Annotated in this window: 9 protein-coding genes; 5 read left to right on the top strand and 4 right to left on the bottom strand. The window is 48.2% G+C overall.

The window, feature by feature from the left end; all coding sequences use genetic code 11:
* Nucleotides 1-208 precede the first annotated feature (208 nt).
* The gene (gene gltB / locus ABJO30_06885) at nt 209-4,924 is read left to right on the top strand and encodes a glutamate synthase large subunit (protein MEP3232536.1); all 4,716 of its coding nucleotides are present in this window, start codon (nt 209-211) and stop codon (nt 4,922-4,924) included.
* 45 nt (nt 4,925-4,969) lie between these two features.
* Entirely contained in the window at nt 4,970-6,412 is a 1,443-nt protein-coding gene (locus ABJO30_06880) for a glutamate synthase subunit beta (protein MEP3232535.1), read from the top strand.
* A 27-nt stretch (nt 6,413-6,439) separates the two neighbouring features.
* Here ABJO30_06880 and ABJO30_06875 read toward each other — a convergent pair whose 3' ends face one another.
* The 3 genes from ABJO30_06875 to galE all read right to left on the bottom strand — a co-directional run bounded on the left by ABJO30_06875 (nt 6,440) and on the right by galE (nt 10,171).
* Complete coding sequence (locus ABJO30_06875) at nt 6,440-7,651, bottom strand: hypothetical protein (protein ID MEP3232534.1); 1,212 nt, start codon at nt 7,649-7,651, stop codon at nt 6,440-6,442.
* Between the two features lie 101 nt (nt 7,652-7,752).
* Entirely contained in the window at nt 7,753-8,979 is a 1,227-nt protein-coding gene (locus tag ABJO30_06870) for a lytic murein transglycosylase (protein MEP3232533.1), read from the bottom strand.
* Between the two features lie 202 nt (nt 8,980-9,181).
* A complete protein-coding gene (galE, locus tag ABJO30_06865; protein MEP3232532.1) occupies nt 9,182-10,171 on the bottom strand; it encodes a UDP-glucose 4-epimerase GalE in 990 nt (329 codons plus the stop codon).
* A 127-nt stretch (nt 10,172-10,298) separates the two neighbouring features.
* On the opposite strand from galE, the gene galU reads away from it, so the two are divergent.
* On the top strand, nt 10,299-11,171 hold the full coding sequence (gene galU, locus ABJO30_06860; GenBank protein MEP3232531.1) for a UTP--glucose-1-phosphate uridylyltransferase GalU: 873 nt from the start codon (nt 10,299-10,301) through the stop codon (nt 11,169-11,171).
* 75 nt (nt 11,172-11,246) lie between these two features.
* On the opposite strand, the gene ABJO30_06855 is transcribed toward galU, so the two are convergent.
* Nucleotides 11,247-12,245 (bottom strand): NAD(P)H-quinone oxidoreductase, encoded by a 999-nt coding sequence (locus ABJO30_06855; protein ID MEP3232530.1) that lies wholly within the window; start codon nt 12,243-12,245, stop codon nt 11,247-11,249.
* A gap of 104 nt (nt 12,246-12,349) precedes the next feature.
* Here ABJO30_06855 and ABJO30_06850 point away from each other — a divergent pair, with 104 nt between their 5' ends.
* Nucleotides 12,350-12,535, top strand: a complete 186-nt coding sequence (locus ABJO30_06850; protein MEP3232529.1) for a DUF1192 domain-containing protein — start codon at nt 12,350-12,352, stop codon at nt 12,533-12,535.
* 332 nt (nt 12,536-12,867) lie between these two features.
* A complete protein-coding gene (locus ABJO30_06845) occupies nt 12,868-13,398 on the top strand; it encodes a DUF1465 family protein (protein MEP3232528.1) in 531 nt (176 codons plus the stop codon).
* The last annotated feature ends 3 nt before the right edge of the window (nt 13,399-13,401 follow it).

Here is a 13,401-nt window from a genome sequence, read left to right as displayed (position 1 = left end):
ATATTTAAATGTCAGACGCTCACTTAAGATGAGTATCCACCCTCGGCGAAGAACATTTTAAGAGCGTCGGCCAATTGGTCTGCTCAACGAGCCGCATTCTTGATTTTTGAATGCGACCCGAACGGCCTTTACGTCGCTTGTGCTTTCTTAGCACTTGGCGAAAGGCAAAGTACGAGCCGCGCTAAAGAGCGCTAAAAGGAGTTTTACGATGGATAACAACTTTGATTTGAAGGTTGAGAACGAGACGAGTGCATTGTCTTCTCGTGCCAAACGTAAGCTTGGCTCTAATGGTTTGCCTGTAAAGCAAGGCCTTTATAACCCAGCACGCGAACGCGATGCTTGTGGTGTTGGCTTTGTGGCTCACATGAAGGGTGAGAAATCCCATTCTATTGTGCAAGACGGCTTGCAAATTCTTCTAAACGTTGAACACCGCGGTGCGGTTGGCGCAGACCCATTGATGGGTGATGGCGCAGGTATGCTCACACAAATCCCGCATCAGCTTTTTGCAGAAACGGTTGATTTTGATCTTCCCGCTGCTGGTGATTACGGCGTTGCCTTTATCTTTATGCCGCGCGAGGAAGCCTTGCGGGAAACATGTGTCGACCTTGCAGAGACTGCTGTGCGCGAAGCGGGCTTTGACGTCATTGGATGGCGCTTGCCGGCCGTTGATAATTCAATGTTGAGCAAAGACCCGTCGATTGCTTCGACCGAGCCAATTCATATGCAAATGTTCGTAGCGCGACCTGATGGGATGGACGCTGAGGTGTTTGAGCGCACTTTATATCTCGCGCGTAAAATTCTATCGAACAAAGTTTTTGGAAATACAGATGCACGCGAAAGCGGTTTTTATACCGTGTCATTCTCATCGCGGACAATTGTTTACAAAGGCATGTTCTTGGCGGATCAGCTTGGCCCTTATTTCACAGATTTGACCGACCCGCGCTATCACTCGGCTCTTGCCTTGGTGCACCAGCGTTTTTCAACCAACACTTTCCCATCTTGGAAGTTGGCTCACCCTTACCGGATCGTCGCTCATAACGGTGAAATCAATACCAAACGCGGCAATGTAAACTGGATGGCGGCACGTCAAGCTTCTGTGTCTTCTGAGCTATTTGGTGATGACATCAGTAAGCTTTGGCCAATTTCTTATGAAGGCCAATCTGATACGGCCTGTTTTGATAACGCGCTCGAGTTTTTGATGCGTGGTGGATATTCAATGGCACACGCTGTGATGATGTTGATCCCAGAAGCATGGGCGGGCAACCCGCTCATGGATGAAGGGCGTCGTGCATTTTATGAGTACCATGCAGCTCTTATGGAGCCATGGGATGGCCCAGCCGCTGTTGCTTTCACCGATGGTTTGCAAATCGGCGCAACGCTTGACCGTAATGGCCTGCGTCCTGCTCGTTATATCGTCACAGATGATGATCGCATTATCATGGCGTCAGAAGCGGGTACTTTGCCAGTTGAAGAAAAGAGCATCTTGAAAAAATGGCGCTTGCAGCCAGGCAAGATGCTTTTGATCGATATGGAAGAAGGCCGCATCATTTCTGATGATGAGTTGAAACAAGATATTTCCAAGACCAAGCCTTACCGTAAATGGCTTGATGAAACACAGATCGTTTTGGAAGACCTTGATGCGTTGGATATGCATCCACGTAAATCACGCGTTGCCTTGCTTGATCGTCAACAGGCCTTTGGTTACAGCCAAGAGGACTTGAAACTGTTGTTGACCCCAATGGCGACAACGGGCCAAGAAGCAATCGGTTCTATGGGAACGGATACGCCGATTTCTGCCATGTCAGATAAATCGAAGCCGCTGTTTACTTACTTCAAGCAGAACTTTGCGCAGGTGACGAACCCGCCGATTGATCCAATCCGCGAAGAGATCGTGATGAGCTTGGTTTCTTTCATCGGCCCGCGTCCGAATATTTTGAACCTTGAAGACATGGCAAAGCGCAAACGTCTTGAAGTGCGTCAGCCGATTTTGACCGATGTTGATCTTGAGAAAGTGCGCACCATTGGCGACATCGCGGACAACCAATTCCAGACGGTGACGCTTGATTGTACCTATGACGCCTCTAAGGGTGCTGAAGGTATGGACGCAGCACTGGATGCGATTTGTTTGAAAGCAGAAGACCAAGTCAATCAGGGTAAGAATATCATTATTCTGTCTGACCGTTTGGTGAGCGCAAGCCGCATTGCTATCCCGTCATTGTTGTTTACAGCAGCCGTTCATCACCATTTGATCCGCAAAGGTCTTCGTACCTCTGTCGGTCTGGTTGTTGAGACAGGCGAAGCACGTGAGGTGCATCACTTCTGTGCGCTTGCAGGTTATGGCGCGGAAGCAATCAACCCTTATCTTGCGTTTGAAACACTCGCTGAAATGCACACGTCAGGTGAATTCCCTGAAGAGGTGGATGAGTTTGAAGTTGTTGAGCGCTACATTAAATCTATCGACAAAGGCATCTTGAAAGTGATGTCTAAAATGGGCATTTCGACTTATCAGTCTTATTGCGGTGCGCAGATTTTTGATGCGGTTGGTCTTTCAACATCGTTTGTTGAAAAATACTTCTTTGGCACTGAGACAACAATTGAAGGCGTTGGCCTTGCAGAAGTTGCACAAGAAACTGTGCTTCGTCACCAAGCAGCTTTTGGTAATGTCGAAATCTTGAAAAACGCTCTTGATGTTGGCGGTGAATATGCCTTCCGTCAGCGCGGTGAAAGCCATGCTTGGACACCATCAGCGGTGACAAACCTACAGCATGCTGTGCGTTCTGAGAGCTACTCAAAATATGAAGCATTCGCGGCAGAAGTGAACGGCGAGAGCGAGAAACTCAACACAATTCGCGGCCTGTTCAAAATTAAAATGGCGGAAGATGTCGGCAAGAAGCCTGTGTCTATTGATGACGTTGAACCTGTTGCTGATATTGTGAAGCGCTTCTCAACGGGCGCCATGTCTTTCGGCTCTATTTCGCGTGAAGCTCATACAACGCTTGCAAAAGCCATGAACCGTATCGGCGGTAAGTCGAACACGGGTGAGGGTGGTGAAGAGCGTGACCGCTATGAAGACTTGCCAGATGGATCACGCAACCCAGAACGTTCTGCGATTAAGCAGGTTGCCTCTGGTCGTTTTGGTGTGACGACAGAATATCTCGTCAACTCAGACATGATCCAGATTAAAGTGGCGCAAGGTGCAAAACCGGGTGAGGGCGGCCAATTGCCGGGCCACAAGGTTGACGCGTTGATTGCAAAAACACGGCACTCGACACAAGGCGTTGGCCTCATTTCTCCGCCACCGCACCACGATATTTATTCAATCGAAGATTTGGCTCAGCTGATCTACGATTTGAAGAACGTGAACCCTGCTGCTGATATTTCGGTTAAACTCGTATCTGAAGTTGGCGTTGGTACTGTTGCTGCTGGTGTTGCGAAAGCGCGCGCTGATCACATTACGATTTCAGGGTTTGATGGTGGTACAGGCGCATCGCCGCTCACATCGCTTAAACACGCTGGTTCGTCATGGGAAATGGGCCTTGCTGAAACGCACCAAACACTCGTGCTAAACGGTCTTCGCTCCCGCATTGCCTTGCAGGTTGATGGCGGTTTGAAAACGGGTCGTGATGTGATTATCGGTGCGCTTTTGGGTGCAGATGAATTTGGCTTCTCAACAGCGCCACTTATTGCGGCAGGTTGCTTGATGATGCGCAAATGTCACCTCAACACATGTCCTGTTGGCATCGCCACACAAGACCCAGAATTGCGTAGCCGCTTTAAAGGCACGCCTGAGCATGTGATCAATTATTTCTTCTATGTGGCTGAAGAAGTACGTCAGATCATGGCTGAGATGGGCTATACGAATTTTGATGAAATGATCGGTCAATCAGATCTTTTGGACCAACGCGATATGACTGCGCATTGGAAAGCACGCGGTTTGAACTTTGATAACGTTTTCTACAAAGTTGAAGCTGAGCCGAATGAAATTTATTGGACTGAGCGCCAAAACCACCCGATCGACGACATTCTTGATCGTCGTTTGATTGCCAGTGCTGAAAAAGCGCTTGTTGGGCGTGAGCCGCTTAGTATCAGTACGGCGATTTCCAATGTGGATCGCTCTGCTGGTGCGATGTTGTCTGGTGAAGTCGCAAAACGCCATTTCGATGAGCCGCTTGATGATGATACAATCAGCGTGCGCCTTACAGGGACAGCCGGACAAGCGTTTGGTGCGTTCTTGGCGCAAGGTGTTACATTTGAATTGATCGGTGACGGCAACGACTATGTCGGCAAGGGTCTTTCAGGCGGCAAAATCATTGTGCGTCCTGCTGATGATAGCAATATTGTTGCGGCTGAAAGCATTATCGTTGGCAATACTGTATTGTATGGTGCAACGGCAGGTGAGTGTTATTTCAGCGGTGTTGCTGGCGAACGTTTCTCTGTTCGTAACTCTGGCGCCTTGGCTGTCGTGGAAGGCTGTGGTGATCATGGCTGTGAATATATGACAGGCGGCGTGGTTGTTGTGATCGGTCAAACAGGACGCAACTTTGCAGCGGGCATGTCCGGCGGTGTTGCTTATGTTTTGGATGAAGACAAAACCTTCGCGCAACGTTGTAATTTGGCGATGGTTGATTTGGAGCCAGTGCCGGAAGAAGATGATATTTTGGAGAAAATCCACCACCACGGTGGCGACCTAATGCACAAAGGCCGCGTTGATGTTTCTGCTAATATGACGAAGCATGATGATGAGAGATTGCGTCAGTTAATCTCAAACCACCAGCGTTATACAGGCTCTTTGCGAGCCAAAGAGATTTTGGATAATTGGGAAACCTTCCGTCCGAAATTCGTCAAGGTAATGCCGGTTGAATATCGTCGTGCACTTCAAGAAATGGAAGATAGCAAACTGTCAGGTGTCGAGGCGGCTGAGTAGTCGCACCACACACATTAGGATTGCTGCAAGGATTGGACTGAGAATATGGGTAAAGTAACAGGCTTTTTAGAAATCGACCGTCGCGAGCTTAAGTATGAGCCAGCGTCTGACCGTATTCGCCATTTCCGCGAGTTCACTTTGCAGCCGTCAGAGAACTCCATCAAAAACCAAGCAGCCCGCTGCATGGATTGTGGTATTCCGTTCTGTCAGGGCGACAATGGTTGTCCAGTTGAAAACCAAATTCCAGATTGGAATGACCTTGTTTACAACGGCAATTGGGAAGAGGCAGCGAACAACCTGCACTCAACCAACAATTTTCCAGAGTTTACAGGCCGCATTTGTCCTGCTCCTTGTGAGATGGCTTGTACGCTTAATCTGGAAGATGTGCCTGTATCCATCAAGACTGTAGAGCAAGCGATTGCTGACAAAGCTTGGGAAAACGGTTGGATTAAACCGCAGCCACCTAAGACTAAAACAGGCAAAAAAGTTGCCGTTATTGGTGCTGGTCCTGCTGGCATGGCTGCCGGTCAACAATTGGCCCGTGCTGGTCACGATGTTCATATCTATGAGCGGGAACCACGTGCGGGTGGTTTGCTGACTTACGGTATTCCTGATTTTAAAATGGAAAAACATCATGTCGACCGCCGCGTTGAACAGATGGAAGCAGAAGGCGCAACTTTCCATTTTGGTGCTAATATTGGTGTTGATACATCAATGGAAGAATTAAAAGCGAGCCACGATGCTGTGTTGTTGTGTGCTGGTGCTGAAAAGCCGCGCGATCCTGCGATCCCAGGCATGGATCTTGTGGGTGTTAATTACGCGATGCCGTTTTTGGTTCAACAAAACCGCCGTGTTGGAAAAGAAGCTGAGATTCCAGAAGATCTCATCACAGCAACGGCGAAAAATATTGTTGTTGTGGGCGGTGGTGATACCGCCTCTGACTGTGTTGGTACATCGTTCCGCCAAGGCGCAACGAGTGTAACGCAAATGGATATTCGCCCAGTTGCACCTGAAAAAGAAGATAAGCTTGCAACTTGGCCTTATTGGCCAACCCGCTTTACGACCTCTTCGTCACAAGCAGAAGGCGCAAAGCGTGAGTTTCAAGCGGCGACTTTGGAATTTGTTTCTAAAGGTCAAACCGGCAAACTGACCCATGTGAAATGTGCAAAGGTCGATGAAAACCGTCAGCCTGTTGCGGGAACGGAGTTTTTCATCAAAGCTGACCTTGCGCTTATTGCGATTGGTTTTGCGGGACCAAATGAGAACACGTATCTTAAAGGCTTTGATCCTGAAATCTCTGTTGACCGTCGCGGCAACAAAGCGGTTGCTGCCAATGAGCTAAACTATCGCACATCTGTCGATGGGTTTTATGCTGCAGGTGATGTGCGCCGTGGCCAGTCGCTTGTTGTTTGGGCAATCCGTGAGGGGCGTCAGGCAGCTCATGCCATCGATTTGGCATTGATGGGCCGCACAGATCTACCGCGCTAAGACGAGCCCTCAATCGCTTTTAAAGGCTTACCATTGAACGATGGGAAGGTCTTGGCTTCGTGATGCGTTTAATGCCGCTTCATCAATGCGTTTTTGTGCAATTTTACCCCATGCAAAATCATCTGCGCGGCCAACTGGTGCATTAAGTGATTTGCCTTCAATAAAATAATTGCGTGCTTTGCTATCGCGGAAGAAGGCGCTAACCCGCCCGTTGCTTCCTGACAGTTGTGCGTTTTGTCTTAAAGCAGGCCGAGTTAGGTTTACCACTTGGTTTGCTTGGCGTTTTTTCTGCGCGCCAGCTTCTAACCTAAAGTTGAGGCCGAGTGTGTCATCTAAGACTCTGTCTATTTCTCTGCGTGCGTAATAGGCGAATTTGTTGGCGCCGCGACGGGTAAAACCAAGTCCATCGAAGGTGCGAAGCTGAACTCTTGCACCTGTCAGGCTTGCTCCTTGTGCGCGGTACTGGCCTTGCTGGTTTGTAAAGCCACCAAAGGCATTCACAATGCGAAAGCCTGCTGTTGCCAAACTGTTGGTCTGTAGATTGCCGATAGCGACCGCCTTCTCCGTGTTTTTGTCATCAATAACGGGTGGCGGTAACATCCAGATGATAGGCACGCCCATTAACTGAAGTTGCGCCGTTATATCGACCATGCGTCTGCGGTAAGCGCGGTCCCATTGTTCTGTCCCATAGGCGATGGGCTCATTGTTTTGAGTTATTGAAAAGCGATCGAATGTACCAATTGTAACCACAACGGCGCGAACACGTTCACCGACAAAAGTGAAATCGGAGGCATCAAGCCAGTCATAAAATTTCGTGCTTGTTATCCCAATATCTTTGTCAACGCGGGCCGTGATGGTGACTGACGGAGTTCGTTTGTAGGCGTCAATCAGGCCCTGTGATAACGCATTTGCCGTGACATCGCCGATCACAAGAATACGATTTGAATCTTCCAATTTAGGAAGTGCCGCGGTGGCTTTGCTGCGAGCTTCTGATGCTCGGCGGTTGCTGTTGCTGTTGCGGGTGCGTTTTTGTTTTTTCTTTGTTGTTTTAGGCGCCGAACGAGTTTCGATTTTCTTTTTCTTCTTGCGCGTGCCAAAAAGTCTCTGGAAAAACCCTTGTTTTTTCTTCTTTTGTGCATAGGCAATGCTTGGCCCATCAAGGGTCGGGACCTTAAAGTCGCCAACCATAAAAGTGGCTGCAAGCAGAAGAATTGATAAAAGCCGAAATATGCGCGTCAAAGGTTAGTGCCATCCAGATTGGCTGTATTGGTGCTCAATAGGGTTTATAACCTAATTTTTTTCTGCACGCACACCATTTTGCTCGATAAGGCTAACGTTGTTTATGAACGGAGTTTTTGCAATAAAGCTGTTGTCGGAAACCCGTCTGGAACGGCACCGATTGCCTGTTGATAATTACGTATTGCTTTTCTAGAATTTGGCCCAAGGCGTCCATCAATTCCACCTGTGTCAAACCCTTTGCGGGTCAGCAGTGTTTGCATTTCTTTGCGTTGGGTGCGGGTGAGTGGTTTTAGGTGGCGAGGCCATGCTCCTTTGAACGGTCCAAAACCTTTTAGTCGATCGGAGAGGTGGCCAATGGCGAGGGCGTAGGCATCGGCATTGTTGTACCGTTTGATCACGTCGAAATTTTTAAGCAGCAAAAATGCTGGTCCTTTTGCGCCACCTGGTAAAAATAACCGAGCACTGTCATCAGGCCTTGGATAGCTGCCGCCATTTACGCGTTGAATGCCAAGTTGTGACCAGTCTGCTAGCGTTTTGCGGGATTTTCCGTCTGCGTGGGCGTAATTGAAATTGGCGGGTAATTTAACTTCATATCCCCAACCCTTTCCGCGTTCCCAGCCGCTAACGGCGAGATAATTTGCCGCAGAGGCCAGCGCGTCTTGTCGTGAGCCCCAAATGTTGCGGCGGCCATCACCGTCGTAATCAACGGCGTGTGCTAGATAGGTTGTTGGGATGAATTGCGTATGCCCCATAGCGCCAGCCCATGAGCCCGTCATCTTATCAGGTGTGGTGTCGCCATTTTGCAGGATTTTTAAAGCAGCAATCAGCTCACGATCCCAAAATTCAGCGCGTTTCCCGCCTTTGAAAGCAAGTGTTGATAAGGAGCGGATGACGTTTTTGACGATTTTCGGATTGTTGAGAATTTGACCGTAAGATGATTCAAGGCCCCAAATTGCGATGAGGACATTGCGATCGACACCCCATTTTTCTTCCATAATGGCAAGGTCACTTGCAAGGTTTGCTTTGCCGTTTAAGCCATTTTTGATGCGGGTTTTTGATACGGCTGAATCGAGGTATTGCCAAATTGCTTTGACGAATTCAGCCTGATTTTTCGATGCTCTTAAAATGGCTGGATCTGGAGTGAGGCCGCGAAAGGATCGATCGTATAATGCACTGCTAACGCCCGCAGCTATGGCACGCGGTTTGAAAGTTGATTTCCAATTATTATAAGCGGTGTTGGCCTGTGCCGTATTTGCAAATAAGGCAACGACAAACAGCATAAGCATCTGTTTTAATGCTTTTAATACAATGGAACGTGCAAAGGGCATTCGGTCTCTCCAGTTGCTCAATCTCAAATGATTCGCCTTTAAATATGGCAGAATACGGGCGTTTTCGACAGTCACGCTTCTGTGGTTGCGTGGATAATTAACTCATTTTGAGTCAAAACTTATCAACCAATCACAAAAAGCCGCACCATTTGGGGCGCGGCTTTTAAGAAATACTCTTGGGATCTAGCTTTTCGCAAACAAGCTATTTGTTGTTGCGTTTGGCCATGCTTGCTTCCCAATTGAGCGCCGTTTCAACAATCTCACGAAGATCATTGTGCTTTGGCTCCCATTTTAAAAGCTCGGTAATGCGTCCGTTTCCGGCAACCACTTCACCGACATCTCCCGGGCGACGGTCGATCATTTTCACTTCAAAGTCTTTGCCTGAGACTTCTTTAACGATCTTCGCAACGTCGAGAACAGAATAGCCTTGGCCATAGCCGCAGTTTACCGTGACACCAGGGTTGCCAGTGCGCAATTCAGACAAAATGCCGTAGTGAGCATCCGTCAAATCGGTCACATGGATATAGTCGCGGACGCCTGTTCCATCATGTGTATTAAAATCAGTACCAAACACGCTGAGGCTGTCTCGTTTTCCAAGGGCAGCTTCACAGGCCACTTTGATGAGGTGGGTTGCACCAGCGGTCGATTGGCCTGTGCGTCCTTCAGGGTCAGCACCAGCTACATTGAAGTAGCGCAAAATGCCGTGGCGCAGCGGGTGAGCCGCTGATACATCGCGTAGCATCATCTCTGTCATTAATTTTGATGTGCCATAGGGCGATTCAGGCACCAAAGGCATGTCTTCCATAACCGGCATCACTTCTGGTGAACCATAAACAGCAGCGGTTGAGGAGAAGATGAAGTTTTCAACTCCAGTTGCAACGGCTGCTTCAATTAAGTTGCGGCTGTTGGCTGTGTTGTTGCGGTAATATTTGAGCGGGTCTTCCACTGACTCAGGAACAACCACGGAGCCTGCAAAGTGAATAATCGAATCGACACTATTATCCGAGATGACATCTTTCATCGTGTCCATATCGCCAATATCGCATTTGACGAACTTCGCTTCGGGCGCAATCGCCCACTCAAAACCAGTGACGAGGTTGTCGCAAACAACGACCTTTTCGCCCTTGCCTAAAAGTGTCCAAACCATATGGCTGCCAATATAACCGCCGCCACCTGTTACCAATACCGTCATCTTCAAACCCCTTTTGGAACGTTTGGGTAAAATTCCTAATTCTGTTCACTCCACCTTTAGACATGAATGGTAAAGAAACCGGAACTTAGAGTGTAATTGTTTGGTAGCCGTTAGAGGGACTGACTAGATGAGCCAAAAAATTAAAACCGCTGTTTTGCCTGTTGCAGGTATGGGAACTCGCTTTTTGCCCGCCACAAAGGCAATCGCGAAAGAGATGCTGACCGTTGTTGATAAACCAGTTGTTCAATATGTGGCTGAAGAAGCATTTGAAGCTGGTATTGAGCATATTGTTTTTGTGACAGGTCGCTATAAAGGCGCGATTGAAGAGCATTTTGATATTCATTATGAGCTTGAAACCACGTTGAAAGAACGCGGTAAAACGGACGCTCTGGCTGAACTTGCAACTTGTTTGCCAGTTGCAGGAACCACCAGCTTTACCCGCCAGCAAGCGCCACTTGGTCTTGGACATGCGGTATGGTGTGCTCGCCAAATCGTTGGCCGCGAACCATTCGCGCTACTGCTGCCTGATATGCTGAAATATGGTGAGCCGGGCTGCTTGAAGCAGATGATGAATGCTTACGAAGAACACGGCGGAAATGTTATCGCTGTTGAAGAATGCCCGCCAGAAGAAGCCTTTAAATACGGCGTCGTTGGTGTTGGTGAAGGCGATATGTCTGGTTTTGAAGTAACTGAGATGGTCGAAAAGCCACCAAAGGGTCAAGAACCATCAAATCTGTTTATCTCTGGCCGCTACATCTTGCAGCCTGAGATCTTCGATTATCTTGAAAGCCAAGAGCCGGGCGCTGGTAATGAAATTCAACTGACCGATTCTATGGTGAAGCTTGCAAATGATCAGCGTTTTACAGGCGTGAAGTTTGAGGGTGAGGCTTATGATTGTGGCACCAAGGTTGGCTTCTTAGCAGCCAATGTTGCTTACGCAATGAAGCGCCCTGATATTGCGCCAGAGTTTAAAGAAGAGCTTGCTAAAATTTTAAAATAAGCATTGCTTAAAGACATCAAAAAGCCGGAGCATATTGCTCCGGCTTTTTTATTTGTGCCATGACTTTACGTCGATTTATACGGTGAGAACAATCTTCCCAAAGTGGCCAGAACTTTCCATACGCGCATGGGCTTCATTGGCTTTATCTAATGGAAAATTAGAATCCATAACGGGGCCAACCGTGCCTGCTTCAAGCAATGGCCAGACTTTTTCTTCTAGCTCTTTGGCAATGCCCGCTTTCACAGCGACTGAACGCGCTCTCAGTGTCGAACCTGTATGTGTCAGGCGTTTTAACATGAGTTTGGTGAAGTTCACCTCAGCAATTGGGCCGTTTAAGAAGGCGATTTGGACGATGCGGCCATCTGGTGCGGCGGCACTATAGTTGCGTTCGATGTAGTCACCACCAACCATATCTAAAATAACGTTTGCGCCTTTTTTGCCCGTGAATTCTTTGACGGCTGTTACATAGTCATCTGTGTTGTAATTGACTGCAAGGTCGGCACCGAGGTCGCGACATTTTTGGCATTTCTCATCATTGCCGGCTGTCGCAATAACCGTTGCGCCAAAGGCTTTGCCCAATTGAATGGCTGTCGTGCCAATGCCAGATGCGCCGCCATGAACGAGCAGTACTTCGCCTTCGCCCAATCCGCCGCGCTCAAACACATTGTGCCAAACGGTGAAAAAGGTTTCTGGCACGCAGGCAGCTTGTTCAAAGCTCAAACCTTTGGGGATGGTAAGTGCATTGGTTTCATCGACTAGACAAAACTCTGCATAACCGCCACCGGGTGTAAGCGCGCAGACTTCATCGCCCACTTTGAACTTTGAAGTATCACGGCCAACGGCTTCCACAATACCAGCAACCTCTAAACCGGGGAGAGGGGAGGCGTCTTTTGGTGCGGGATAAAGCCCTTTGCGCTGTAAGATGTCAGGTCGATTAATGCCTGCTGCTTTGACACGAATGAGAATATCGCTGCCTTCTGGATGCGGCGTTGCTACATCGCGGGCAACCAATACATCGGGCCCACCGGCTTCGGTGATCTCTACGGCTTTCATCATTGCAGGTGTTTCACTCATGGCATTAATCCTTCATTTCGCTCTCAAATAGGGCCTTATCTTAGGTATAGAATTGTTCACCACCCCTCGTCTATGGTTTACTAAAGTAGAAAAGGAGCAAAGCCATGTTTGATGATGAACCGCAAAAGAAACCGGTAAGCCATGAGATTGGCCAAGACCTCTCAGCCCTCTCAATTGAGGAGCTGGAAAAACGGGTGGGATTATTGAAAGATGAAATCATTCGTCTTGAAGAAGCAGGCGCCATGAAGCGGGCAAGTATGTCTTCGGCTGAGAGCTTTTTTAAGAAGTGAGTGTTGATCGTTATCCTTACAACTAAGGAAATGAACAGGCTTTCCAAAACCTTACTTTAACGCGGTGTTAATCTTTCTAAGTTATTACTAAGGCTGTTAAAGGAATTTGAGCGGGTCTCTCGTGAAATTCTGGACGAGTGGCTCCTACCACTCTGTTTGACGCTCCCTGTTTAGACTTTATAGCCGCTTCTCGTAAGCGGCTTTTTTTTAACCTTAATTTGCGCTAATTGTTCACAGTGTCATAGACATCTTTTACAAGCTGTCTTTTAGGGCTTATGGTCCTATTGTGCTATCAAGGCACGGTAAAGCGTTTGTATAGGGTGGCTTTCTAAATGACTGATAATTCTAATTTAGTTGATTTGGATGAGACGAGTGGGTTGGTGTCTTTCAGTAACCGCCTCATTGAATCGCCAGCTTTCCTAGAACTTTTTGAACGTGGCATGTCGCTGGTTGAAGAAGCCGCTAATTATCTTGATACAATTGGCCGTGAGCAGTCTAAAGCGATGGAGCGTTCTGAGTCTCTCGCTTATGCAACAGAATCCATGCGCCTTACCACGCGTTTGATGCAACTTGCCTCTTGGTTGCTCTTACAACGGGCTGTCAGCGAGGGCGAAATGACCGTCGAGCAGGCCAAAGAAGAGCAGAAGAAAGTTAAAATCAAAAAGCAAGCAGTCTCAACGTCAGGCGAAAGCTGGGAGTTGTTGCCGGAGGAACTGAAAGGCATGATCGAACGTTCAGTTCGCTTGCAAGAACAGGTTCTGCATTTTGATGACGCGCTTTCAACAAGCGAAAAAGTATCGGTGCAAGATGGCAATCCGCTAGCTGGCCATATCAACCTGCTTGAAGAAGCATTTGGCAGATAAGCT

It is taken from the genome of Hyphomicrobiales bacterium (assembly GCA_039973685.1).
In the GTDB taxonomy this organism is placed as follows: Bacteria; Pseudomonadota; Alphaproteobacteria; order Rhizobiales; family JACESI01; genus JACESI01.
Note: the sequence above shows the minus strand (reverse complement) of the source record. Positions and strands in the feature narration are given on the sequence as shown.

Bases quoted from the DNA above. Each gene is read 5' to 3' on its own strand.
- gltB (MEP3232536.1), top strand. From the start codon at position 209: ATGGATAACAACTTTGATTTGAAGGTTGAGAACGAGACGAGTGCATTG.
- ABJO30_06880 (MEP3232535.1), top strand. From the start codon at position 4,970: ATGGGTAAAGTAACAGGCTTTTTAGAAATCGACCGTCGCGAGCTTAAG.
- ABJO30_06870 (MEP3232533.1), bottom strand. From the start codon at position 8,979: ATGCCCTTTGCACGTTCCATTGTATTAAAAGCATTAAAACAGATGCTT.
- galE (MEP3232532.1), bottom strand. From the start codon at position 10,171: ATGACGGTATTGGTAACAGGTGGCGGCGGTTATATTGGCAGCCATATG.
- galU (MEP3232531.1), top strand. From the start codon at position 10,299: ATGAGCCAAAAAATTAAAACCGCTGTTTTGCCTGTTGCAGGTATGGGA.
- ABJO30_06855 (MEP3232530.1), bottom strand. From the start codon at position 12,245: ATGAGTGAAACACCTGCAATGATGAAAGCCGTAGAGATCACCGAAGCC.
- ABJO30_06850 (MEP3232529.1), top strand. From the start codon at position 12,350: ATGTTTGATGATGAACCGCAAAAGAAACCGGTAAGCCATGAGATTGGC.
- ABJO30_06845 (MEP3232528.1), top strand. From the start codon at position 12,868: ATGACTGATAATTCTAATTTAGTTGATTTGGATGAGACGAGTGGGTTG.